We start from the raw sequence: 24,005 nt of genomic DNA, 5'->3' as shown, positions 1-24,005 counted from the left end.
TTATCGCTGTTTTGTTAAACTAAAAAGATAGGTTAAGAAAAGAAGGGATTTTAATTATGGAAAAAGATGAACGTTTTAAACAGGCCGAGTTTGGTGCTATTGTCGGGATCGTTGGTAATATCATATTAGCGATTATAAAGGCGGTAATTGGTTATATTGGGAACAGTAAAGCGCTATTAGCGGATGCCGTGCATTCTGCATCAGATGTAATTGGTTCGCTAGCTGTACTGTTTGGATTGCGAGCAGCAAAGCAGCCGCCTGATGAAGATCATCCATATGGTCATGGTAAAGCGGAATCAATTTCAGCGATTATTGTTGCGGTATTATTATTTATTGTAGGAATAGAGATAGCGATTTCGTCTATAAAAGCTTTTTCGCAGGAACTAGAACCACCGAAAGCGATTACGATTTTTGCTGTTGTTCTTTCGATTATCGTGAAAGAAGGAATGTTTCAATATAAATTCCGATTAGGGAAAAGGGTAAATAGTGATGCAATTATTGCAAATGCATATGAGCACCGTTCGGATGTATTTTCTTCAATTGCAGCTTTAATCGGTATTTGTGCAGCGATTATTGGTGGTAAGTTTGGATTAGATTGGCTTGTATATGCCGATCCGATTGCAGGATTATTTGTTTCGCTTCTTGTTGCAAAAATGGCATGGAGTATTGGGGCAGAGGCAATTCATGCAACGCTTGATCATGTTCTTCATGAGGAAGATGTTATTCCGCTTAGAGAAGCAGTACTTCAAATAGATGGTGTGAAAAAAATTGGTTCTTTATACGCAAGGGAGCATGGTCATTACGTTATTGTTGATATTAAAGTTTCAGTAGATCCGTACATTACTGTAGAAGAAGGGCATCGCATTGGAAAGCATGTGAAAGAAACGCTTATGAAACAAGATAACGTACAAAATGTGTTTGTACATATAAATCCGTATTCTCCAAATTAAACATTATTAACATTTTAGTATATAGATATTGCATCGTAGTTTGCATTATATTGTCACCCCTTAATCTGTCTTGTATAATGAACAGGTTAAGGGGTGATTTCGTGTTACAACCGAAGACGCGTTGGAAAGAAAAAGAATATAATGGCGAGCGAGTGAGTGAATTAGCAAGTAAATTACAATTATCACCACTTGTCGTTTCGTTATTCCTCGGTAGAGGACTAGATACTGAAGATAAGATTTTAGATTTTTTAAATACAGAAAATCAAGAATTTCATGATCCATTTTTATTAGAAGGAATGGATAGAACGGTAGAACGTGTAAATAAGGCGATTCAAAATGGAGAGCAAATATTAATATTTGGTGACTACGATGCGGACGGAGTAAGTAGTACGACTGTGTTATATCTTGCCTTGCAAGAATTGGGTGCAGATGTAGAATTTTATATTCCAAATCGTTTTACAGAAGGTTATGGACCGAACGAAGAAGCATTTCGTTGGGCGCATAGCGCAGGATTCTCGCTAATTATTACTGTCGATACTGGTATCGCGGCAGTACATGAAGCGAAGGTAGCGAAGGAGCTCGGAGTAGATCTTATTATTACAGATCACCATGAGCCACCACCAGAATTGCCAGAAGCATTTGCGATTATTCATCCGAAATTAGATGGCGGTGTGTATCCATTTCACTATTTAGCTGGTGTAGGTGTTGCGTTTAAAGTTGCGCATGCACTACTGGGCCGTGTACCAGAACATTTATTAGAAATTGCGGTAATTGGTACGGTAGCCGATTTAGTATCACTTCATGGTGAGAATAGATTGCTAGTGAAACGCGGTTTAAAACATATGCGTATGACGAAAAATATCGGACTAAAGGCGTTATTTAAAGTTGCTAACGTTTCGCAAAGTGAAATTACAGAAGAGAGTATTGGCTTCTCAATCGCACCACGTATTAATGCAGTTGGACGTTTAGAAGATGCAGCGCCTGCTGTACATCTTTTATTATCAGATGATCCAGAAGAAGCGAAAGAGCTGGCTGAAGAAATTGATGAGCTGAACAAACTGCGAAAAGATATTGTAAAGCAAATTACAGAAGAAGCTATGGCTGAAGTGGAAACTAATTTCCCGCCTGAAGAAAATAAAGTATTAGTGCTTGCAAAAGAAGGCTGGAATCCAGGTGTAATTGGAATTGTTGCTTCTAAATTAGTTGAACGTTTTTATCGTCCAACGATTGTATTATGCATTGATCCTGTAAAAGAAACTGCAAAAGGTTCAGCACGTAGTATTGCAGGATTCGATTTGTTTGCAAACTTGTCAGATTGTAGAGAGTTATTGCCACACTTCGGAGGGCATCCGATGGCAGCTGGAATGACGCTACATATGAATGATGTAGATGAATTACGCCGTCGCTTAAATGAGCAAGCAGAGTTAATTTTAACAGAAGAAGATTTTATTCCGATTACAGCTGTTGATGCTTTTTGTAAAGTGGAGGACGTAACACTTGCAGCAATTGAGGATATGCAAAAGTTGGCGCCATTTGGTGTTGGAAATCCGAAACCACGTATTGCAGTGAAAGATGCAGAGCTAGAAAGTATTCGTGCAATCGGATCAGACGGTTCTCATTTGAAAATGGCTCTTCGCGATGGACAAGCAACACTGGATACAATCGGATTTGGTTTTGGTGCGTATGCGAAAGAAATTTCTCCAGTTGCAAAGGTATCTGTAATAGGGGAAGCGTCTATCAATGAATGGAATAATTTTAAGAAGCCACAATTAATGGTACAAGATATTGCTGTAGACGCATGGCAATTATTTGATTGGCGTAGTATGCGTAACGTAGAAGCAAATGTAGCAGAACTTCCGAAAGAAAAAATAACAATGGTGTATTTTTCTGAAGAGGTATTGAATAAATTTTCTTTAGAAGACTATAAAGATCATATTATGCATGCATCAGAAGTAACTGAGTTAAATGATCAATACATCGTGTTACTTGATTTGCCAAAAGGAACAGATGAATTACGGGATCTATTTAAAGTGGGATTCCCGTCGCGAATTTATACACTATTTTATCAAGAGAATAATCATTTATTTAGTACTGTTCCAACGAGAGAACACTTTAAATGGTACTATTCGTTCTTGAGCCAAAAAGCACCATTTTCTTTAAGACAATATGGAGCACAACTATGTCAACATAAAGGTTGGTCAAAAGATACAGTAAATTTCATGACACAGGTGTTTTTTGAGTTAGAATTTGTTACAATAAAAGATGGCGTCATTTTTATGGCAGACAAAAAACAAAAGCGTGATTTAATTGAATCGAACACATATCGTGAGAAAATGAACCACTTACAATTAGAAAAAGAATTGGTTTATAGCACATATCAGCAACTATATACATGGTTTGAAACGATTCGTAATCATAAAGAAGTAGAACAGTTAGGGTAAAGGATTTGTATTTACAAACCTTTTAGATCTGAGGAGGATTCAGAAATATGGATTTCAAGCAACATATCGCAATTGTACCGGATTATCCAAAAGAAGGTATCGTGTTTAAAGACATTACACCGTTAATGAATGACGGTAAAGCATACAAAGCAGCAACAGATGCAATCGTTGAGTATGCAAAAGAAAGAGATATCGATGTTGTAGTAGGACCAGAAGCTCGTGGCTTTATTATCGGTTGCCCAGTTTCTTACGCATTAGAAGTAGGATTTGCACCGGTTCGTAAATTAGGAAAATTACCACGTGAAGTAATTACAGTTGACTACGGTAAAGAATATGGTAAAGATGTTTTAACAATCCATAAAGATGCAATTAAGCCAGGTCAACGCGTATTAATTACAGATGACTTATTAGCTACTGGTGGAACAATTGAAGCGACAATTAAGTTAGTTGAAGAACTAGGCGGAGTTGTAGCAGGAATTGCATTCTTAGTAGAGCTTACTTACTTAGATGGTCGTAAAATGTTAGATGGTTACGATGTATTAGTATTAGAAAAATACTAATCACTATATAGGTAAAACTACGGTGATAAAAAGTACCCGTGAATCTCTTGGAGAGGAGCGGGTACTTTTGTATAATTGAACAAAAAAATATGGTGAAATGTCAGTAAAATCTTTTCCTTTTCACAATTCACAATCATTGGGTTATAATGATAGAATATAATTTATTCTATTTAATAAAGATAAAGTCAATTTTCAATAAAAGGTGATTCGATGGCAAATGAGCAGGTACTAACAGCTGAACAAGTACTCGAGAAAGCAAGTCAATATTTAGCGGATGAAGATATTGAGCTAGTGGCACGTGCCTATGAATATGCACGTGATGCGCATAGCGAACAATACAGAAAATCGGGTGAACCGTACATTATTCATCCAATTCAAGTTGCAGGTATTTTAGTTGATTTACACATGGATCCAGCTACAGTATCAGCAGGTTTCTTACATGATGTAGTGGAAGATACAGAGATTACATTAGAAGATATTGAACGGGAATTTAATAAAGAAATTGCTATGCTTGTCGATGGTGTGACAAAGCTCGGAAAGATTAAATATAAATCTCATGAGCAACAACAAGCAGAAAACCATCGCAAAATGTTTATTGCAATGGCTCAAGATATTCGAGTTATTTTAATTAAACTAGCTGATCGTCTTCATAACATGCGTACATTGAAACATTTGCCTCAAGAGAAGCAACGTCGCATTGCGAATGAAACGTTAGAAATCTTTGCACCTTTAGCACATAGACTCGGAATTAGTACTATTAAATGGGAGCTAGAGGATACGTCACTTCGCTATTTAAATCCACAGCAATATTATCGTATTGTAAATTTAATGAAGCGTAAACGTGCAGAACGTGAAGAGTATTTAGACGAAGTAATGACTGGTATTCGTGAGAAATTAGACGAAGTTGCAATTCAACCTGAAATTTCTGGAAGACCAAAACATATTTACAGTATTTATCGTAAAATGGCATTGCAAAACAAGCAGTTCAATGAAATTTACGATTTATTAGCTGTACGTGTCGTTGTAAATAGTATTAAAGATTGTTATGCAGTGCTAGGAATTATTCATACGTGCTGGAAGCCGATGCCAGGTCGTTTTAAAGATTATATTGCGATGCCGAAAGCGAATCTATATCAATCTCTTCATACGACTGTAATTGGGCCGAAAGGTGATCCACTTGAAGTGCAAATTCGTACGAAAGAAATGCACGAAATTGCAGAATTCGGGATCGCGGCACACTGGGCGTATAAAGAAGGAAAAACAGCAGAAACAACAGGGACATTAGAGAAGAAACTAACATGGTTCCGTCAAATTTTAGAATGGCAAAATGAAGCTTCTAATGCAGAAGAATTTATGGAGTCCTTAAAAATTGATTTATTCTCTGATATGGTATTCGTCTTTACACCGAAAGGCGATGTAATGGAATTGCCACTTGGATCTGTTCCGATTGATTTCGCGTATCGTGTCCATTCGGAAATTGGAAATAAAACAATTGGTGCAAAAGTAAACGGAAAAATGGTGACGCTTGATTATAAATTAAAAACAGGTGACATCATTGAAATATTAACATCAAAACATTCGTATGGCCCAAGTCAAGATTGGGTGAAACTTGCTCAAACATCTCATGCAAAAAACAAAATACGTCAATTCTTTAAGAAGCAACGTAGAGATGAAAATATTGAAAAAGGCCGTGAACTTGTTGAAAAAGAAGTACGTGGTCTAGAGTATGAAATGAAAGAAGTGTTAGCTCCTGACAATTTAAAACGTGTTGCTGAGAAGTTCAATTTTGCAAATGAAGAAGATATGTTTGCAGCAGTTGGATATAGCGGAATTACAGCGTCACAAATTGTTACGAGACTAACGGACAAGTTCCGTAAGCAACGTGAAGAAGAAGAGATTGTTGAAGTTAAAGAAGTTCGTAAACCGATGAAAATTCGAAAATGGGATTCTGGCGTTAAAGTAAGTGGTGCGGATAATTTATTAATTCGCTTATCAAAATGCTGTAACCCAGTACCGGGTGATGATATCGTTGGATATATTACGAAAGGCCGAGGCGTATCAATTCACCGCCGTGATTGTGTAAATGTTCATACAGAAGAAGCTATAGAACGTTTATTAGAAGTAGAGTGGGAAGGTAGCCCTGAAAAAGAAATTGAGTATAACGTTGATATTGAAATTTCAGGTTACGATCGCCGTGGTTTATTAAACGAAGTATTACAAGCTGTTACAGAGACAAAAACGTACATTTCAGCAGTTTCTGGTAGAAGTGACCGTAATAAGATGGCGACAATTAATATGTCAATCTCGATTCGTAACTTACAGCACTTGAAAAAAGTAGTAGAACGCATTAAACGTGTTCCAGAAATTTATGCAGTACGACGCATGATGCATTAATAGGGAGTGTAGAAAAGATGAGAGTTGTTTTACAACGATCAAAAGAAGCGTCTGTCACAGTAGACGGTGAGATCGTAGGACAAATTCCGTTCGGTTTAACATTACTAGTTGGCATTACGCATGAAGATACAGAAAAAGATGCAACTTACATTGCAGAAAAAATTGCGAACTTACGTATATTTGAAGATGAGAGCGGAAAGATGAACCATTCTGTACTTGATGTAGAAGGACAAGTTCTATCAATTTCGCAATTCACATTATACGGAGATTGCCGCAAGGGAAGACGTCCAAACTTTATGGATGCTGCGAAACCTGACTATGCAGAGCGTTTATACGATTTCTTTAATGAAGAGGTTCGTAAACAAGGTCTGCATGTAGAAACGGGGAAGTTCGGAGCAATGATGGATGTTTCATTAATTAATGATGGTCCGGTGACCTTAATTGTGGAAAGTAAATAGTGTTGCTTAAGAAGAGAGGGGATGAGTCCCCTCTCTTCTTTTGTGTCATTTAATGGTATATTTTGTTAATTACTGTTATGATAGTTAAGAAAATAAACGATATAATCGGGGGATTCTGGGAGGGAAAGTTTATGGAAACATTTGTACTCGTTCATGGAGCATGGGATGGTGGTTATGTTTGGAAAAGACTAGCTGAACTTTTAAGGAAAGATGGTCATAGTGTATATACTCCTACCTTAACTGGACTTGGGGAACGAACGCATCTTATGCAACCTAATATAGGATTGAAAACATTTATTCAAGACATTGTTAATACCATTAAATATGAGGGGCTAAAAGATGTAATTTTAGTAGGGCATAGCTATTCTGGGATGGTAATTACAGGAGTGGCAGAAGTGATTCCCGAGTTTATTAAGGAGCTAGTATACGTGGATGCAATGCTTCCGGAAAATGGTGATTCTGTCATGGATATTTCTGGACCAGAAATGGCCGCACATTTTATAGAAGAAGTAAAAGTATACGGGGAGGGATGGCGTGTTCTTCCTAGAAATACAATAGATGAAAAAAAATCAGCGATGTCATTGTTGGCTTTTACACAATCGGTTGAAATAAAAAACTCTAAAGCGCAATGTATACCGCATATATATGTAGAAGTAAAGGATAATCCAGAACATTGGCCAATGACGTCTATATTTTTAGAATCAGTAAAAAAAGCAAGAGATAGAAAATGGGAAGTTTTTTCTATTGAAGTTGGTGGGCATTGGGTAATGGAAACTAATCCAGAGGCGTTGGTTCGTATATTGAATCAGTGTGTAGAAGCAGTTTAATGTATGCTTTATTTCCTATCGGAGAATGGGAAGTGCAAGGTATATTACATGTAATGTTAGAAATGATCGTATTTGGGCTAGGTATTGCAGTGTTATATTCATTTGAAGCATTATATGCTAGCGAGTGGACTGGCTAATTGTTATAAATCTAATACTAATGTTTATTTTGAGTCAATAGCTTTTTCGTTTATGTATAACTCTCTAATCAATATGGAACAATAAAAAGTAAAACATCCATATTGAATGTGAGGGATATAGTATGCGTATGAATGAAAAAGGGCATTCTGTTACAAATGGTGCAAATCAACTATTTAACGTGAGTTTTCATGATTTTATTTCAAAAGAGCAAAACAACACTTCAATGGAGCTTGCTTCTGAATTTGGCATTTCTCTTCAAGATGTTAAGCGTCTAAAGAAGCAAATTGAACGCTCTTAGAGTACTTGACAATCCTACTCAACAAACGTATAGTAATTTTATATTTACATATGAATATAACCGTTGATAGAGAAGAGTAAATGAGACACACATGGAAAGAGAAGAAATGTCTTAGGCTGAAAACATTTCTGCATGATGACTGATTGAATGACACTCTAGAGGTTTCAACTTGAACGGCATATATGCTTAGTAGGGATGAACGCACATTTAAGCGTTATTAAAAAAGTGGAAGCATACGTGCTTCAATTAGGGTGGCACCACGGGTATAATACTCTCGTCCCTACTGTTCAAACAGTAGAGGCGGGAGTTTTTTTATTTTTATTAAGATTAAAACAATTTGAGGAGGAACTGAATATGTCTATTCAAATCCCACGCGGAACGCAAGATATTCTTCCAGGCACTGTTGAGTTATGGCAGTATATCGAAGGGCAAGCACGCGAAATTTGCCGTCGTTACAATTATAAAGAAATTCGTACACCAATTTTTGAACACACTGAGCTATTTTTACGTGGTGTTGGTGATACGACAGATATCGTACAAAAAGAAATGTATTCATTCCAAGATCGTGGAGAGCGTAGTTTAACATTACGTCCAGAAGGTACGGCACCAGTTGTACGCTCTTACGTTGAAAACAAAATGTTCGGTGACGCAACACAACCAACGAAATTATACTATATCGGTCAAATGTTCCGTTACGAAAGACCACAAGCAGGTCGCTATCGTCAATTTGTACAATTCGGTATTGAAGCAATCGGCAGTAACGATCCTGCAATTGATGCAGAAGTAATTGCACTTGCTGTAGAGTTTTACCGAGGCATGGGCTTGAAAAATATTAAAGTTGTATTAAACAGTTTAGGTGATGCGGCGAGCCGTCAAGCGCACCGTGATGCGTTAATCGCACACTTCGAGCCACGTATTGGTGAGTTCTGTTCTGATTGTCAATCTCGTTTAGAAAAGAACCCTCTTCGTATTTTAGATTGTAAGAAGGACCGTAACCATGAATTAATGGGAACAGCACCATCTATTACAGAATACTTAAACGAAGATTCAGCAGTATACTACGACAAAGTTCAAGAGTTATTAACGATGATGGATGTTCCATTTGAAAAAGATCCAAACTTAGTACGGGGTTTAGACTACTACCAACATACTGTTTTTGAAATTATGAGTGAGGCAGAAGGTTTCGGTGCTATTACTACATTAAGCGGTGGTGGTCGTTATAACGGACTTGTACAAGAAATCGGTGGACCAGAAATGCCAGGTATCGGTTTTGCGATGAGTATCGAGCGTTTAATCATGGCGCTAAAAGCTGAAAACATCGAATTACCAATTGAACATAGTATCGATTGTTACGTTGTAGCGCTTGGTGAAAAAGCAAAAGACCATGCTACAAAGGTTGCGTTTGATCTTCGTAAAGCTGGATTATCAGTTGAAAAAGATTATTTAGATCGCAAAATGAAAGCACAATTTAAATCAGCAGATCGTCTAAAAGCGAAATTTGTAGCTGTATTAGGGGAAGATGAGCTAGATAAAGGCATCATTAACTTAAAAGATATGGCAACAGGTGAACAAGAAGAAGTAGCATTAGATGTATTTGCTTCATACGTAGCAGAGAAATTAATATAGGGGGAACTTACAGTGGCTGAAAGAACACATGCATGTGGAAAAGTAACAGTAGAATCAGTTGGACAAACAGTTCAATTAAAAGGTTGGGTACAAAAACGCCGTGATTTAGGTGGATTAATCTTTATTGACTTACGTGACCGTACAGGTATCGTGCAAGTTGTATTTAACCCAGAAACATCAAAAGAAGCGTTAGAAATAGCAGAAACAATTCGTAGCGAATACGTATTACACGTAGAAGGTACAGTTGTTGAGCGTGGTGAAGGCGCAATTAATGACAATATGGCAACTGGTCGTATTGAAGTACAAGCAACGAAAGTAAACGTATTAAATGCAGCGAAAACAACGCCAATCATCATTGCTGATGATACAGATGCATCAGAAGATGTGCGTTTAAAATATCGTTATTTAGACTTACGTCGTCCGGTAATGTTTAACACATTCAAAATGCGTCATGACGTAACAAAAACAATTCGTAACTTCTTAGACACAGAAGAGTTCTTAGAAGTAGAAACACCAATTTTAACGAAGAGCACACCAGAAGGAGCTCGTGACTATTTAGTACCGAGTCGTGTGCATGACGGTGAATTCTATGCATTACCACAGTCTCCACAGCTATTTAAACAGCTTCTTATGGTCGGCGGATTTGAGCGTTACTATCAAGTAGCACGTTGTTTCCGCGACGAAGATTTACGTGCGGATCGTCAACCAGAATTCACGCAAATCGATATCGAGGCTTCATTCTTAACACAAGATGAAATTTTAGATATGATGGAGCGCATGATGACGAAAGTTATGAAGGATGCAAAAGGTGTAGAAGTGAGTGCACCATTCCCTCGTATGAAATATGCTGATGCAATGGCTCGCTACGGTTCTGATAAGCCAGATACACGCTTTGAAATGGAACTAACAGACTTATCTGAGTTTGCTGCAGGTTGTGGCTTTAAAGTATTTACAAGTGTTGTAGAAGGCGGCGGACAAGTAAAAGCAATTAATGCAAAAGGTGCTGCGAGCAAATACTCTCGTAAAGACATCGATGCATTAACTGAGTTCGTAAAAGTATACGGTGCAAAAGGTCTAGCTTGGCTTAAAGTGGAAGAAGATGGCCTAAAAGGACCGATTGCGAAATTCTTCGGTGAAGAAGATGCAAACGTGTTAATGACTACATTAGAAGCTACTGCTGGCGACTTATTACTATTCGTAGCAGATAAGAAGAGCGTTGTTGCAGATAGCTTAGGCGCACTTCGTTTACGTCTAGGTAAAGAACTTGAGTTAATTGACGAAAGTAAATTTAACTTCCTATGGGTAACAGATTGGCCGCTTCTTGAGTACGATGAAGATGCAGATCGTTACTTCGCAGCTCACCATCCATTCACAATGCCATTTCGTGAAGATGTTGAACTATTAGAAACAGCACCGGAAAAAGCACGCGCACAAGCATATGACCTTGTATTAAACGGTTATGAGCTTGGTGGTGGATCACTTCGTATTTACGAGCGTGACGTACAAGAAAAAATGTTTAAAGCACTTGGATTCTCACAAGAAGAAGCACAAGAGCAATTCGGATTCTTATTAGAAGCATTCGAATACGGTACACCACCACACGGCGGAATCGCATTAGGTTTAGACCGTCTTGTTATGTTACTTGCAGGTCGTACGAACCTTCGTGATACAATTGCATTCCCGAAAACAGCAAGTGCAAGCTGTCTATTAACAGAAGCTCCAAGCCCAGTTGCAGAAGCGCAACTTGAAGAGTTGAACTTAAAATTGAGCTTGAAAGAAGAGAAGTAAGAATAGGGTCTAGATGGTTATACTAATACCATCTAGGCTTTTTTTTGAGAGGTTGTTTAAAAAGTCCGGTTTAGATAACTGTCGCATCTCATCGTTACGTATGCTAGTCCGGTGCTCGAGTAGTACTCCTACACTGCGCTCCTCCTAGCATACGTGCCTCGATCTGCTCGGTTATCTAAATCCTCCTTTTTAAACGTGTATTTGGGAAGAACTAAAATCCGGTTTACACTATGTTTTTATGCTCGAAATATGTATTTTTAGGAATTCTATAACTTTTTCTATACAAATAGTCGGAAAAACGCTAGAATACATGGTAGACCATTTTTGTAATAGGAGTGTAGAGCTGAATGTTACATCAATTTTCACGTAATGAATTAGCCTTCGGTAAAGAAGGACTTGAAATATTAAAAAATAGTACAGTCGGTATTTTAGGGATTGGCGGCGTAGGATCATTTTCGGCTGAAGCGTTAGCACGTTCTGGCGTAGGACGTCTCGTATTAGTTGATAAAGACGTTGTAGATATTACAAACGTAAACCGTCAAATTCACGCTTTAGTATCTACTGTAGGGCGTTCAAAAGTAGAATTAATGAAAGAGCGTATTGCAGATATTAATCCAGAGTGTGAAGTAATTGGACTAGAAATGTTTTATACGGATGAAACATATGAAGAGTTCTTTAAGCACGGCTTAGATTTCGTAGTGGATGCATCTGATACGATTACGTTCAAAATTCATTTAATTAAACAATGTTTACGTCGTAAAATTAAAATTATCTCAAGCATGGGTGCAGCAAATAAAATGGACCCAACTCGTTTCCGTATTGCGGACATCTCTAAAACACATACAGATCCAATTGCGAAAGTAATTCGTACGAAGCTTCGTAAAGAGGGTATTAAAAAAGGTGTAAAAGTTGTCTTCTCTGACGAAAACCCAATCGTAATTCGTGAAGAAGTACGTAAAGAAATCGTACCAGACGAAAATGCAAAAATTCGTAAAGCGAAATTACCACCTTCTTCAAATGCGTTCGTACCATCTGTGGCCGGCTTAATTATGGCAAGTCACGTTGTACGTGAACGTATTAAAAACGTAGAAGTGAAACGTGTAGGGCAAGAATAAAAAAGAAAGCATATATCCGTCTAGGGTATATGCTTTTTCTATTATGTTTTAAAGTATTGTTGAGATTTGCAATGCTAATAATTCAAATGTAAGTAATCCTAATAAAGAATAATCGTATTTGTCCGATTTATAACCTGAGGTCTTTTTTAAACTATGAATGGTAAAAAGTCCTAACGTTAGAACGAGAATGCCGAGCGTTATTTTGAAGATTATTAATGAAATAGCGATCAGCTCCTTTTAATTGCATATGTTTATAGTAACATTTTAGTAAAATATATCCAATTAATTTTGTGAGTTCTTTGTATAGCAGTTCTACTTATTTTGTAAATATTTGTCGTTAAATCGATATTCCTTGTCGAATAGTCGATATATTTAAAAAATCGTTGATATATTGTAAGTTACGATAGATATATTCGAAAAATCGTCGATATAATTTCATTTACCAATACGCTGTCCACCGAAGAAACAAAAAAGGATGTCACTTAGCCGGAAAGTTGGGCTAGGTGACATCCTTTTTAATTCTCAGCAGAATATATAATATCTAAATTCCCATTTTGATCTGTCTTGAAAATGGGAGCGATCTGTTCTTCTTGTTCTTCAACCGAAACAAGTTTTCGAGCACGGTCCATAATTCTAACAAGCATCGCATAATCTTCTTCGATTGCTTGTTGTTTTTTTGAAAGTACCGCTAATTTTGCTTCAAGTTCATGATTCGTTTTTTTCAGGGACGTGAGCTGAGTCTGTAATACTTCATTTTCAGTTTGTAATTTTGCGAGTGAAGGGTTGTTATGCTCCAAATTTTGCAAAAACGAGATGATATTTTGCATTGTAAGTTCTTGTTTCCTTGGTGCAATATCTTCTGAAAACTCGGCATCAATTACGAGTTGTTTCGTTTTCGTGAATTGATCTTTTTCTATTTTAGCTTCAGAACGCTTTAATTCTTTACGTTGTTTTTTCGCAAGTTGCACCGCATCTTCGTAATTCGGCCTTACTTCAGCATTCCATCTAAATCCGCAAGCTGCTGAAGTGCGGTTTAATGTATCGCCGACTTCATCGAATGCTTTTATTTGTGTGCTGCCGCTGCGAATATGTCGTAAAACAGTTTCTGCTAAAAGGAGATCGTCTTCTTTTGTCCATGCATCTTGACGTGTTTTCATAAGCGAAGCCTCCATAATGGTGACGTTTTCGCTTAGGTTACCCTTTATTTTTCGTTTTATTCGAACTTTGTAATCTTTCATACACGGTAGAAAGTGCTTGTTCAAATTTCCCTGTCGTTTTCGGTTTATAATATTGCTTGTTTTTAATTTTGTCAGGTAAGTATTGTTGTTGTACCCAGCCGTTTGGCTGATCGTGTGGATATAAGTATCCAATGCCTCTTCCAAGTGATTCGGCTCCTTTATAATGACTATCTTTTAAGTGACTAGGAATATCACCTGTTTGTCCGTTACGTAAATCGTGTAATGCGGCATCAAGTGCTTTATAAGCTGAATTTGATTTTGGTGATAAGCAAAGCTCGATAACGGCATTCGCAAGTGGTATGCGCGCCTCGGGGAACCCAACTCGTTCAGCTGATTCAATTGCTGCTAGTGTACGTGGTCCAGCTTGCGGGCTAGCGAGTCCAACATCTTCATATGCCATAATGAGAAGACGTCTACCGATGCTTTGTAAGTCACCAGCTTCAATAAGACGTGCTAAATAATGGAGTGCTGCATTCACGTCACTTCCACGTACTGATTTTTGAAATGCTGATAATACGTCATAATGAGCATCCCCACCTTTATCGTGAACGAAGCTCTTTTTTTGCAAGCATTCTTCTGCAATTTCCAGCGTAATCTCCGCAGCTTTGTCATCAGTTGTAAAGCTAGATAAAACAGCTAGTTCAAGTGCATTATAAGCGGAACGCATATCTCCGCCTGATGCATTTGCAAAGTGATGTAATGCTTCAGGCGTAACAGTTACATCATATTCCCCAAGGCCTTTTTCTTTATCTTCAAGTGCTCGTTTTAAGCCAATTAAAAGATCGTCTTCTGTTAGGGCGTGTAACTCGAAAATTTGACATCTACTCCGAATAGCAGAGTTTATCGCATGAAATGGATTGCTCGTCGTTGCACCAATTAAAGTAAGAAGTCCACTTTCTAAATGAGGTAATAGAAAGTCCTGCTTTGCTTTATCTAGACGGTGCACTTCATCTAAAATTAAAACAAGATGTCGATGCATCTTCGCTTCTTGTACGACAACTTCCATATCTTTTTTATTATGAGTAACAGCGTTTAATAGGCGAAAAGGGGTTCCGGTACTTCCTGCGATTGCGCTAGCGATTGATGTTTTTCCCGTGCCTGGAGGACCGTATAAAATCATAGATTGAAAATGATTTGCTTGGACCATTCGCCATAAAATCTTTCCTTCACCAACTAAATGTTGTTGTCCGATAATTTCTTGAATATTTGTAGGGCGCATTCGATGTGCGAGTGGTTGTTTCATTTTACCGTCTCCCTTAATGTATAATCTCTTTCTATCGTATCATTTTTTTTATTGGAATTTGAAATAGGATGCTGTTTTGAGGGAAAAATAAATATTAATATTTTCATTTTTCTTTCAATTGTAATAATTTCCGAGTTTTTCAATGTGATTTTATGTTATCATTTTGATACACAAGTTGAAATTTCTTATAATACTATATTATGCTATAATTTCATAGGATTTTAAATTGTGTGCTTTTATAAATAAGATATAACCAATAGAAGTGAAAATTTGAAAAGAGGTGCAAAATAGATGAAGATTTCAACGAAAGGCCGCTACGGCTTAACAATTATGATCGATCTTGCAAAAAAGTTTGGTGAAGGTCCAATTTCATTAAAATCAATTGCGCAGGCACATGATTTATCTGAACATTACTTAGAGCAATTAATTTCACCACTTCGTAATGCTCGTCTAGTAAAGAGTACACGCGGAGCATATGGCGGATATGTATTATCAGATCAGCCGGTTAACATTACAGCTGGGGATGTAATCCGTGTATTAGAGGGTCCGATTAGTGTTGTAGAAATGATAGAAGAAGAAGAGCCAGCACAACGCCAATTATGGATGCGTGTTCGTGATGCGGTGCAAGAAGTGTTAGATAGTACAACGTTAGAAGATTTAGTACGTTACGAGGAAGAAAATCACGGGGGCTATATGTTTTACATTTAATTCCTTGTGAAACGATTTGGAAAGAAGGAGATTTAATGGAACGCATTTACTTAGATCATGCTGCGACATCTCCGACTCACCCAGAAGTGGTCGAAAAGATGATTCCATATATGACAGAAACATTCGGAAACCCGTCTAGTATTCACTTTTATGGACGTCAAACGCGCCATGCAGTAGATGAGGCGAGACGCGCATGTGCACGTAGCATTCATGCGAATCCGAGTGAAATTATATTTACGAGCGGTGGTACAGAAGCTGATAATTTAGCGCTTATCGGTGTGGCGCGTGCGAACCGTCATAAAGGTAAACATATTATAACGACGCAAATTGAACATCATGCAATTTTGCATACGTGTGAATTGTTAGAGCGTGAAGGGTTTGAAGTGACATATTTACCTGTCGATGAAACAGGTCGCGTTCAAATTTCTGACATACAAAAGGCATTAACAGAAGAGACAATTCTCGTATCCGTTATGTTTGGGAATAATGAAGTTGGGACGATGCAACCCATAGCGGAAATAGGTAAGCTGCTAAAAGAGCATCAAGCTTATTTCCATACAGATGCGGTACAAGCTTACGGCTTAGTAGAAATTGATGTGAAAGAGTTTGGCATTGATCTATTATCAATTTCAGCTCATAAAATTAACGGACCAAAAGGTGTAGGGTTCCTATACGCTGGTGCAAATGTGAAATTTGAACCGCTATTAATAGGCGGGGAGCAGGAAAGAAAACGCCGTGCTGGTACTGAAAATGTACCAAGTATTGTTGGGTTACAGCAAGCAATTTTGTTAGCTGAAAAAACTCGTGAGCAAAAAAATGCCCAATATGAAGAGTTTAAAGATATAATGGTATCTGTCTTCAAAAATGAAGACATTACTTTCGAGGTAAACGGAAACTTAGAATATCGCTTACCACATGTGCTTAATATTAGTTTTACAGGAATGAACATTGAACCATTTCTTGTGAACTTAGACTTAGCTGGCATTGCAGTGTCAAGTGGTTCGGCTTGTACAGCTGGTTCAATTGATCCATCACATGTATTAGTGGCGATGTTCGGAAAAGACTCCGATCAAATACGTTCATCCGTACGCTTTAGTTTCGGACTTGGAAATATGAAAGAGCAAATTGAGAAAGCGGCGTACGAAACAGTGAAAATCGTGAAGCGATTAACACAAAATTAGCATGGGAGGTGACATGATGAACAAACTACCTCACGAAACACGCGTTGTCATCGGGATGTCCGGTGGCGTCGATTCATCTGTAGCAGCTCTTTTATTAAAAGAGCAAGGTTATGATGTAATCGGAATTTTTATGAAAAACTGGGATGATACGGATGAGAATGGTGTCTGCACAGCGACAGAAGATTACAATGATGTAATTGAAGTGTGTAACCAAATTGGTATTCCGTATTATGCAGTAAACTTTGAAAAACAATACTGGGATAAAGTATTTACGTACTTCTTAGATGAATACCGAGCTGGTCGTACACCAAACCCAGATGTAATGTGTAATAAAGAAATTAAATTTAAAGCATTTTTAGAGCATGCAATTGCGCTTGGTGCTGATTATGTAGCGACAGGTCATTATGCACGTGTTGCTTATATGGACGGCGAATATAAAATGCTTCGCGGCGTCGATGACAATAAAGACCAAACGTATTTCTTAAATCAATTAAGCCAAGAGCAATTATCAAAAACAATGTTCCCGTTAGGTGAATTAAAGAAACCGCAAATTCGTGAAATGGCGAAAGAAGCTGGCTTAGCGACAGCGGCGAAAAAAGATAGTACAGGTATTTGCTTCATTGGTGAGCGTAACTTTAAAGATTTCTTAAGTAACTACTTACCAGCACAACCAGGTGTAATGCAAACATTATCTGGTGAAGTGAAAGGGAAGCATGACGGTTTAATGTATTATACAATTGGACAACGTCATGGCCTTGGAATTGGTGGTAATGGTGATCCATGGTTTGCTGTTGGGAAAAATCTAAAAGAAAACATTTTATATGTTGATCAAGGATTCCATAACGAACTTCTATATGGTGATGAAGTTATTGCTACGAATGTAGGATGGGTAAGTAACAAAGAAAAAGAAACAGAATTTAAGTGCACGGCGAAATTCCGTTATCGTCAAGAAGACAATAAAGTAACGGTTCAAATCGTTGATGAAAATACAGTTCGTATTCTTTGTGATGAGCCAATTCGTGCAATTACACCAGGACAAGCAGTTGTTTTCTATGATGGAGATGAGTGCTTAGGTGGTGCTACAATTGATGAAGTATACCGTAGCGGTAAGAAATTGGATTATTTAGGATAAAACGAGAAGCCTCTGCCGATTCGCGGTTAGAGGTTTCTTTTACATAAAGCGAATTTTCGTTCGCTTGGAAAATACATTCTTTGTTATAATTTGTTGTAGAGGTGAAGGACATGTCAAACAAACTTGAAACAGGTATTCAATATATGCAAGAAGGAAATTGGGAAGAAGCTGCTAAAAATTTCACAGAAGCAATCGAAGAAAATCCGAAAGATGCGCTTGGATATATTAATTTTGCAAACTTATTAGATGTACTAGGTGACAGTGAGAGAGCAATTTTATTTTATAAACGTGCTTTAGAGTTAGATGATAAATCTGCGGCTGCTTATTATGGATTAGGAAATGTATATTACGGTCAAGAGAAATTTGCAGAGGCTAAAGCTGTATTTGAACAAGCGATGCAATCTGGATTACAATCAGCTGATGTAACGTTTATGCTAGGTATTACACATGTACAACTTGGAAATGATCGTCTTGCACTGCCGTTTTTACAAAGAGCAACAGAATTAGATGAAAACGATGTAGAAGCTGTGTTCCAGTGTGGACTTTGCTTTGCACGACTAGAACATATTCAAGAGGCGAAGCCTTACTTTGAAAAGGTATTAGAAATGGATGAAGAGCATGCAGATGCGTATTATAATTTAGGTGTTGCATACGTATTTGAAGATAATAACGAGAAAGCTCTCGCTTTATTTAAGAAAGCAATTGAAATTCAGCCAGATCACTTTTTAGCTGGTAATGGTGTTCGTTTATTAGAGCAAGAAGCTGAATAAGATGAAAATATAGTTAATGGGTAGTTATCCCTCATCTAAATAGGTGGGGGATGTACTGCTCATTAAAGTGAAACGAAACCGGAAAGGAGAGGAAAGATGGGAAATCAACATGCAATGGATTTGTTTGAGGAAGAGAAAAAGTTTATAAAAGCGCAAGTTCTTCATACCATTTTCCACAACGAAGAAAACCTCTATTCCGTTGTCAGTATGAAAGTCATTGAAACGAATGAAACGTACGACGAAAAGAAAGTAATGATAAACGGTCATTTTCCCCGCATGCATGAAGATGAAGTGTTTACGTTGACAGGTCATTTTAAAGACCATCCGAAGTATGGAAAACAATATATGGTCGAAACGTTTAAGAAAGAATTGCCGCAAACGAAAGCCGGTATGGTGCAATATTTAGCGAGTGATTTATTTAAAGGGATAGGAAAGCGTACAGCTGAAAAAATTGTAGATCATCTCGGAGAACATGCTATTTCTAAAATTATGGATGACCCTGAGGCGTTAAATGGTGTTGTCAACAAACAAAAAGCGCAGGAAATATATGAGACAATTGTTGAGCATCAAGGGCTAGAGAAAGTAATGAGTTTTTTAAATGGTTACGGTTTTGGAACGAAGCTTTCTATTAAGATTTACCAACAATATAAAGAGATGACATTAGAAGTGATTCGTAATAACCCGTACCAACTTATCGAAGAAGTGGACGGGATTGGTTTTGGAAGAGCGGATGATATAGGGCGTGCGTTAGGGATATCGGGTAATCACGACGACCGTGTACGCGCAGGATGTTTTTACACATTAGAGAATGTCTCATTACAACTTGGTCACGTTTATATGAGGAAAGACCAACTTGTAAGAGAAACGATGTCACTTTTAAACAATCAAGAAGGAAGAGTGACTGAGGAAGATATTGTAGGCTGTATTGAAACGATGCAAAGTGAAGGGAAAGTCATCATAGAAGAAGAGCGAGTGTATTTAGCAACGTTATTCTACTCTGAAAAAGGTGTTGTAAAGTCCATTCGCAGGCTTATGAATCAAGAAGAAACACCTTCATTTCCAGAGGCAGAAGTGTTAAAAACATTAGGTGAAATTGAAGAACAACTGAACGTACAATATGCACCGCTTCAGCAAGAAGCAATTCAAACGGCACTTCATAAACCGATGATGTTATTGACAGGTGGACCAGGAACAGGGAAAACAACAGTTATTAAAGGAATTGTTGAAATGTATGCGTCACTTCACGGGCTATCGTTAAATCCGAATGAATACAGTGATGATAATCCATTTCCGATATTATTAACGGCTCCAACAGGAAGGGCAGCGAAGCGAATGAGTGAATCAACAGGGCTTCCAGCTTGTACAATTCACCGTTTACTTGGCTGGACGCCAGAAGGGTCTTTCCAGCGTAATGAAACAGATCCGGTACAAGGGAAATTACTCATTATTGATGAATTTTCAATGGTTGATATTTGGCTTGCAAATCAGCTATTTAAATCATTGCCGACTAACATTCAAGTTATCGTTGTAGGCGATGAAGATCAATTGCCATCTGTAGGACCTGGTCAAGTATTGAAAGATTTATTGAATGCAGGTGCAGTTCCAACAGTAAAGCTTACTGAAATTTATCGTCAAGCGGAAGGCTCATCAGTAATTCAACTTGCCCATGCGATAAAAAACGGCACGCTTCCGCCAGATTTGGCGCAAAATCAAAAAGATCGTTCATTTATCGGCTGCACAGGAGCCCAAATTGTTGAGGTTGTTAAGAAGGTTTGTGAAAATGCTAAGACAAAAGGATTTAGCGCAAGAGATGTACAAGTATTGGCCCCGATGTATCGTGGACCGGCCGGTATTAATGTACTAAACGAAGCTTTGCAAGAAGTGTTTAATCCGAAAAGGGAAAAGAGTAAAGAAATTGCTTACGGTGATGTTGTATACCGACGAGGCGATAAAGTCTTGCAACTCGTTAATCAGCCGGAGAGCCAAGTGTTTAATGGTGATATCGGTGAAATTGTTTCAGTGTTTTATGCGAAAGAGAACGTGGAGCAACAAGATATGATTATCGTTTCATTTGATGGAATTGAGGTAACATATACAAAGCCGGATTTAAATCAAATTACACATGCGTATTGTTGTTCGATTCATAAATCGCAAGGTAGTGAATTTCCGATTGTGATTATGCCAATTGTAAAAAGTTACAACCGCATGTTACGTCGTAATTTAATTTACACTGGTATTACAAGAAGTAAGAAGTTCCTTATTATTTGTGGGGAGGAAGCCGCTTTCCAGTCTGGTGTAAATCGCCTTGATGATGCAATGCGTCAAACGACTTTAGCTAGTCGTTTGCAAGAATCACAAGGAGAAGTACAGATGGTAACAGTTAATGGTGAAGAAATGGACGTGGAAAACATTTCACCGTATGATTTCATGTAACAAGGTGAGATTATATAGTGAAACTTTCAAACGTATAACGTTGAAAGGCTCCAGCAATGTATAAATGAATGCGGTTTGGACATAATGGCGAATAGAATCTGGGAGACTGTAAGGAGATGAAAGCCATATGTTTATTTGTCCAAATTGCAAAGGGAAAGACATTGGAAAAATAGGTGTCAACCAATTTTATTGCTGGAATTGCTATATCGAATTATCGGTTTCAAAGGGGAAAATCCATACGCATCAAGTAGAGGAAGATGGTTCATTAAGCTCTCTTGATGATTTATTTGATGAGAATGAAAGAACAATCGGATAACGAAAAGGGGGATTTACTTTGAATCTACGCAATTCATTAATCGCATTAGGTGTTGGGGCGGCAGCGTATCAATATGCTCGCAAACAAGATGTATTTTCAAAACGTAATATGAAAAAAGCACGTAAGATGATTAAATCTTATTTATAAGTGTAAAAAACTCCCTTCATCATAAGGGAGTTTTTTTATGCGCTTGTATGCAAATATAAAAGTCCAATTTCAGAGAAGAGATAGGATAGGCCGTAACATCCAACGCCAAGCATGCCGTAATGAAATAATTGCTTTGCCCTTTCTTTTCGTGAAGAACGAATAAAGAAACCTTTCCAAATACCAAACCCGATACAAATCCATTCAAGAATCATAAAAAGTGCAGATAATATGAGCATAAATAAAACCATTATGAGCCCTCCTGATTATATTGTTTCATGCTGCATTCTCAGGGGTGGTTGTCCTTGTTATGTTATGTATATGTATGTCTTTACAAAACAGTATGGTCTGTACGAAAAGATTTTAAAACTTTTGCACATAACCTACCCTATTTATTTTCAAAATAAAGGTGGAGGAGGTTTTTCGTGTGAAGAATCTTAAAATTATTTGGATATATCGTTTAGGGTTATTGTTACTCGTATTTCTTTGCTTGCTCGTCTTTTTAAAAATTAAGCCGCTATGGGCACCGATTATTTTTGTATGTAAAGTAGCAATTACACCGTTTCTTATTGCGTGTTTTATTGCGTATTTATTGCATCCTTTAATTGAAAAAATTCATAAGGAAGGGATGCCACGTACACTTGCTATTTTGCTTATTTACATCCTTTTCTTTGGTGGAATCGGTTATGGCATTTATAAAGGAACGCCAGTTGTGATTAAGCAATTACAAGAGATTAATGAACAATTTCCGCAGTTTACAAAAATGTATGATTCTTGGATGGATGGCGTCACAGAACAAACAGCGAATTTCCCATCATTTATTCATGAAAAGGTAAAACAAATTTTTGTTGGTGTAGAAACAAAGATACAATCACTTTTGAATAAAGTGATGAGTACAGCTCGTGGTGTACTCGATTCGTTGCTTATTATTTTCTTAATACCGTTCATTGTATTTTACATATTAAAAGATTACGGTGAGTTTTATCATATCTTTTGGAAACTAGTCCCGAGTAAGTGGCGGAGTACTGGACAAATACTGGCGAAAGAAATTGATAAGTCACTCGGAAGTTATATTCGAGGGCAGTTATTTGTTTGCTTAGTATTAGGGGGCGTATCTGTTCTTTCTTTTTGGTTTATCGGTATGAAATATCCATTATTACTCGGCATTATTATTGGGGTAACGGATATAATACCATACTTTGGTCCTATTTTAGGAGCGATCCCGACATTAATGATTGCGGCAACGGTATCAACGAGTTTACTTATTAAGGCTGGAATTACGATTGCTATTTTGCAATTTTTGGAAAGTAACATTTTATCCCCTTACATCGTTGGTAAGTCGCTTCGCATGCATCCTGTTATTATTATGCTTGCATTACTAGTTGGAGGAGAAGTGGCAGGAATTGTAGGATTATTAATATCAGTTCCAATTTTAGCAGTCATTCGTACAGTGATTGTTCATATAAGACCTCTTTTGAAAAAAGAGAATGTGTAATAGGAAAGCCCTCTACTTATAAGAGTAGAGGGCTATGATTATTTAGAGAGTTGCTCGTGTATTTGTTGAACGAGAGTGCTTATATCATTTGTTTGAATATGTTTTATTTTTTTCCATTCATTATCATACATAAAGATAATTTGATTGCTGAAAAGGCACTTTTGTTCTTTTAGGTCAGAAATTTTGTCAAAAGAGTACTCCTCAAATAATAGATTCTTACTTACACCTGGTCCGTAAAAGAAGAGCCGTTTGTTCGTTAAAATTAACAGTCCTGGTCGTGCAACGGAACGATAAATAAATATATTTAATGAACATGCAGTGTAAAATAATATCGTTTCGTCAGTCGTTAACATATTTTTAGCTTTGTTCAATAAGGTTGTCATTATAATCGCTCCTTTATTATTGATAATTTGATTATGAAAAAAATAAAGTATCCAGAAAAGTTCGTAGAGGTAGTACAATTTATTCATACATGCATAATATATGAAAAGGCTGTTAAGAATGAATAGTAGAATACCTATGATTAATAAGCAATTAATACAATATAAATGATTATCTACATTGACAAACTTAAGAGAATTCTATTATATTTAGTCATATAATACATTAAATCAATGACGGAACAAGTACGTTACAGTCCATTTATAGAGAGAAGCTTCCATATGGCTGAAAGAAGCTTTAAATGAAGGGTAACAGAAAGCTAATCCTGAGAGCAGCTAATCACTGCCGTCTTGCCACGTTACGGCACCA

Annotated in this window: 23 protein-coding genes and 2 other annotated features (1 of these 25 running past the window's edge); of the genes, 19 read left to right on the top strand and 4 right to left on the bottom strand. The window is 37.3% G+C overall.

Annotated features, from left to right (window positions below; all coding sequences use genetic code 11):
• The first annotated feature begins 56 nt into the window (after window positions 1-56).
• The 11 genes from ATN06_RS22470 (at window position 57) to ATN06_RS22425 (ending at window position 12,595) form a co-directional block, all read left to right on the top strand.
• A complete protein-coding gene (locus ATN06_RS22470; RefSeq protein ID WP_060632372.1) occupies window positions 57-950 on the top strand; it encodes a cation diffusion facilitator family transporter in 894 nt (297 codons plus the stop codon).
• A 101-nt stretch (window positions 951-1,051) separates the two neighbouring features.
• Window positions 1,052-3,391, top strand: a complete 2,340-nt coding sequence (gene recJ, locus ATN06_RS22465) for a single-stranded-DNA-specific exonuclease RecJ (protein ID WP_060632371.1) — start codon at window positions 1,052-1,054, stop codon at window positions 3,389-3,391.
• A 47-nt stretch (window positions 3,392-3,438) separates the two neighbouring features.
• Window positions 3,439-3,951: an adenine phosphoribosyltransferase gene (locus tag ATN06_RS22460; protein ID WP_000346215.1), complete on the top strand. Its 513-nt coding sequence runs from the start codon at window positions 3,439-3,441 to the stop codon at window positions 3,949-3,951.
• Between the two features lie 210 nt (window positions 3,952-4,161).
• Window positions 4,162-6,345: a GTP diphosphokinase gene (gene relA / locus ATN06_RS22455; RefSeq protein WP_060632370.1), complete on the top strand. Its 2,184-nt coding sequence runs from the start codon at window positions 4,162-4,164 to the stop codon at window positions 6,343-6,345.
• Between the two features lie 17 nt (window positions 6,346-6,362).
• The gene (locus tag ATN06_RS22450) at window positions 6,363-6,803 is read left to right on the top strand and encodes a D-tyrosyl-tRNA(Tyr) deacylase (RefSeq protein WP_001266956.1); all 441 of its coding nucleotides are present in this window, start codon (window positions 6,363-6,365) and stop codon (window positions 6,801-6,803) included.
• A gap of 131 nt (window positions 6,804-6,934) precedes the next feature.
• Complete coding sequence (locus tag ATN06_RS22445) at window positions 6,935-7,630, top strand: alpha/beta fold hydrolase (protein ID WP_060632369.1); 696 nt, start codon at window positions 6,935-6,937, stop codon at window positions 7,628-7,630.
• On the top strand, window positions 7,630-7,767 hold the full coding sequence (locus ATN06_RS29270) for a hypothetical protein (RefSeq protein WP_176225752.1): 138 nt from the start codon (window positions 7,630-7,632) through the stop codon (window positions 7,765-7,767). Before ATN06_RS22445 ends, ATN06_RS29270 begins: the two co-directional genes overlap by 1 nt.
• 122 nt (window positions 7,768-7,889) lie before the next feature.
• Window positions 7,890-8,066: a hypothetical protein gene (locus ATN06_RS22440; RefSeq protein ID WP_048531368.1), complete on the top strand. Its 177-nt coding sequence runs from the start codon at window positions 7,890-7,892 to the stop codon at window positions 8,064-8,066.
• 54 nt (window positions 8,067-8,120) lie between these two features.
• Window positions 8,121-8,351 (top strand) — a binding site (T-box leader).
• Window positions 8,352-8,420: 69 nt separating this feature from the next.
• The gene (gene hisS, locus ATN06_RS22435; protein ID WP_060633186.1) at window positions 8,421-9,692 is read left to right on the top strand and encodes a histidine--tRNA ligase; all 1,272 of its coding nucleotides are present in this window, start codon (window positions 8,421-8,423) and stop codon (window positions 9,690-9,692) included.
• Between the two features lie 12 nt (window positions 9,693-9,704).
• A complete protein-coding gene (gene aspS, locus ATN06_RS22430) occupies window positions 9,705-11,480 on the top strand; it encodes an aspartate--tRNA ligase (RefSeq protein ID WP_060632368.1) in 1,776 nt (591 codons plus the stop codon).
• Between the two features lie 347 nt (window positions 11,481-11,827).
• Window positions 11,828-12,595, top strand: coding sequence for a tRNA threonylcarbamoyladenosine dehydratase (locus tag ATN06_RS22425; RefSeq protein WP_060632367.1), 768 nt, complete (start codon window positions 11,828-11,830; stop codon window positions 12,593-12,595).
• Window positions 12,596-13,110: 515 nt separating this feature from the next.
• Here the strand turns inward: ATN06_RS22425 and ATN06_RS22415 are convergent.
• Together ATN06_RS22415 and ATN06_RS22410 are read right to left on the bottom strand one after the other, a co-directional pair.
• On the bottom strand, window positions 13,111-13,752 hold the full coding sequence (locus ATN06_RS22415) for an RsfA family transcriptional regulator (protein WP_060632366.1): 642 nt from the start codon (window positions 13,750-13,752) through the stop codon (window positions 13,111-13,113).
• A gap of 37 nt (window positions 13,753-13,789) precedes the next feature.
• On the bottom strand, window positions 13,790-15,076 hold the full coding sequence (locus ATN06_RS22410) for a replication-associated recombination protein A (protein WP_060632365.1): 1,287 nt from the start codon (window positions 15,074-15,076) through the stop codon (window positions 13,790-13,792).
• 291 nt (window positions 15,077-15,367) lie between these two features.
• Here ATN06_RS22410 and cymR point away from each other — a divergent pair, with 291 nt between their 5' ends.
• The 7 genes from cymR (at window position 15,368) to ATN06_RS22375 (ending at window position 21,763) form a co-directional block, all read left to right on the top strand.
• Window positions 15,368-15,784 carry a cysteine metabolism transcriptional regulator CymR gene (gene cymR, locus ATN06_RS22405; RefSeq protein ID WP_000704117.1) on the top strand — a complete coding sequence of 139 codons (417 nt, stop codon included), beginning with the start codon at window positions 15,368-15,370 and terminating at the stop codon, window positions 15,782-15,784.
• Window positions 15,785-15,819: 35 nt separating this feature from the next.
• Window positions 15,820-16,965 (top strand): cysteine desulfurase family protein, encoded by a 1,146-nt coding sequence (locus ATN06_RS22400; RefSeq protein WP_060632364.1) that lies wholly within the window; start codon window positions 15,820-15,822, stop codon window positions 16,963-16,965.
• A 16-nt stretch (window positions 16,966-16,981) separates the two neighbouring features.
• Complete coding sequence (mnmA, locus tag ATN06_RS22395) at window positions 16,982-18,097, top strand: tRNA 2-thiouridine(34) synthase MnmA (RefSeq protein WP_001038010.1); 1,116 nt, start codon at window positions 16,982-16,984, stop codon at window positions 18,095-18,097.
• A gap of 110 nt (window positions 18,098-18,207) precedes the next feature.
• Complete coding sequence (locus tag ATN06_RS22390) at window positions 18,208-18,867, top strand: tetratricopeptide repeat protein (protein WP_060632363.1); 660 nt, start codon at window positions 18,208-18,210, stop codon at window positions 18,865-18,867.
• A 96-nt stretch (window positions 18,868-18,963) separates the two neighbouring features.
• Window positions 18,964-21,300, top strand: coding sequence for an SF1B family DNA helicase RecD2 (locus tag ATN06_RS22385; RefSeq protein WP_000528089.1), 2,337 nt, complete (start codon window positions 18,964-18,966; stop codon window positions 21,298-21,300).
• Window positions 21,301-21,427: 127 nt separating this feature from the next.
• Window positions 21,428-21,616 carry a hypothetical protein gene (locus ATN06_RS22380; protein ID WP_000469281.1) on the top strand — a complete coding sequence of 63 codons (189 nt, stop codon included), beginning with the start codon at window positions 21,428-21,430 and terminating at the stop codon, window positions 21,614-21,616.
• Between the two features lie 18 nt (window positions 21,617-21,634).
• Window positions 21,635-21,763, top strand: coding sequence for a YrzQ family protein (locus tag ATN06_RS22375; RefSeq protein WP_001053553.1), 129 nt, complete (start codon window positions 21,635-21,637; stop codon window positions 21,761-21,763).
• Window positions 21,764-21,798: 35 nt separating this feature from the next.
• Here the strand turns inward: ATN06_RS22375 and ATN06_RS22370 are convergent, their stop codons facing one another.
• On the bottom strand, window positions 21,799-22,011 hold the full coding sequence (locus ATN06_RS22370) for a hypothetical protein (protein WP_060632362.1): 213 nt from the start codon (window positions 22,009-22,011) through the stop codon (window positions 21,799-21,801).
• 176 nt (window positions 22,012-22,187) lie between these two features.
• Here ATN06_RS22370 and ATN06_RS22365 point away from each other — a divergent pair, with 176 nt between their 5' ends.
• Window positions 22,188-23,255: an AI-2E family transporter gene (locus ATN06_RS22365; RefSeq protein WP_060632361.1), complete on the top strand. Its 1,068-nt coding sequence runs from the start codon at window positions 22,188-22,190 to the stop codon at window positions 23,253-23,255.
• Window positions 23,256-23,293: 38 nt separating this feature from the next.
• Here the strand turns inward: ATN06_RS22365 and ATN06_RS22360 are convergent, their stop codons facing one another.
• Window positions 23,294-23,638 carry a PH domain-containing protein gene (locus ATN06_RS22360; RefSeq protein WP_060632360.1) on the bottom strand — a complete coding sequence of 115 codons (345 nt, stop codon included), beginning with the start codon at window positions 23,636-23,638 and terminating at the stop codon, window positions 23,294-23,296.
• 222 nt (window positions 23,639-23,860) lie between these two features.
• Window positions 23,861-24,005 (top strand) — a binding site (T-box leader) (it continues 75 nt past the right edge of the window).

The organism is Bacillus thuringiensis (assembly GCF_001455345.1).
Lineage (GTDB): Bacteria > Bacillota > Bacilli > Bacillales > Bacillaceae_G > Bacillus_A > Bacillus_A thuringiensis_N.
This window is presented reverse-complemented; position numbering and strand designations above follow the sequence as displayed.

Excerpts from the sequence above, each read along its gene's own strand:
- ATN06_RS22445 (WP_060632369.1), top strand. The coding sequence starts at position 6,935 with ATGGAAACATTTGTACTCGTTCATGGAGCATGGGATGGTGGTTATGTT.
- ATN06_RS22410 (WP_060632365.1), bottom strand. The coding sequence starts at position 15,076 with ATGAAACAACCACTCGCACATCGAATGCGCCCTACAAATATTCAAGAA.
- ATN06_RS22440 (WP_048531368.1), top strand. The coding sequence starts at position 7,890 with ATGCGTATGAATGAAAAAGGGCATTCTGTTACAAATGGTGCAAATCAA.
- ATN06_RS22380 (WP_000469281.1), top strand. The coding sequence starts at position 21,428 with ATGTTTATTTGTCCAAATTGCAAAGGGAAAGACATTGGAAAAATAGGT.
- cymR (WP_000704117.1), top strand. The coding sequence starts at position 15,368 with ATGAAGATTTCAACGAAAGGCCGCTACGGCTTAACAATTATGATCGAT.
- ATN06_RS22370 (WP_060632362.1), bottom strand. The coding sequence starts at position 22,011 with ATGGTTTTATTTATGCTCATATTATCTGCACTTTTTATGATTCTTGAA.
- ATN06_RS22470 (WP_060632372.1), top strand. The coding sequence starts at position 57 with ATGGAAAAAGATGAACGTTTTAAACAGGCCGAGTTTGGTGCTATTGTC.
- ATN06_RS22385 (WP_000528089.1), top strand. The coding sequence starts at position 18,964 with ATGGGAAATCAACATGCAATGGATTTGTTTGAGGAAGAGAAAAAGTTT.
- ATN06_RS22390 (WP_060632363.1), top strand. The coding sequence starts at position 18,208 with ATGTCAAACAAACTTGAAACAGGTATTCAATATATGCAAGAAGGAAAT.
- hisS (WP_060633186.1), top strand. The coding sequence starts at position 8,421 with ATGTCTATTCAAATCCCACGCGGAACGCAAGATATTCTTCCAGGCACT.
- ATN06_RS22360 (WP_060632360.1), bottom strand. The coding sequence starts at position 23,638 with ATGACAACCTTATTGAACAAAGCTAAAAATATGTTAACGACTGACGAA.
- ATN06_RS22450 (WP_001266956.1), top strand. The coding sequence starts at position 6,363 with ATGAGAGTTGTTTTACAACGATCAAAAGAAGCGTCTGTCACAGTAGAC.
- ATN06_RS22460 (WP_000346215.1), top strand. The coding sequence starts at position 3,439 with ATGGATTTCAAGCAACATATCGCAATTGTACCGGATTATCCAAAAGAA.
- relA (WP_060632370.1), top strand. The coding sequence starts at position 4,162 with ATGGCAAATGAGCAGGTACTAACAGCTGAACAAGTACTCGAGAAAGCA.
- ATN06_RS22415 (WP_060632366.1), bottom strand. The coding sequence starts at position 13,752 with ATGAAAACACGTCAAGATGCATGGACAAAAGAAGACGATCTCCTTTTA.
- ATN06_RS22425 (WP_060632367.1), top strand. The coding sequence starts at position 11,828 with ATGTTACATCAATTTTCACGTAATGAATTAGCCTTCGGTAAAGAAGGA.
- ATN06_RS29270 (WP_176225752.1), top strand. The coding sequence starts at position 7,630 with ATGTATGCTTTATTTCCTATCGGAGAATGGGAAGTGCAAGGTATATTA.
- mnmA (WP_001038010.1), top strand. The coding sequence starts at position 16,982 with ATGAACAAACTACCTCACGAAACACGCGTTGTCATCGGGATGTCCGGT.
- ATN06_RS22400 (WP_060632364.1), top strand. The coding sequence starts at position 15,820 with ATGGAACGCATTTACTTAGATCATGCTGCGACATCTCCGACTCACCCA.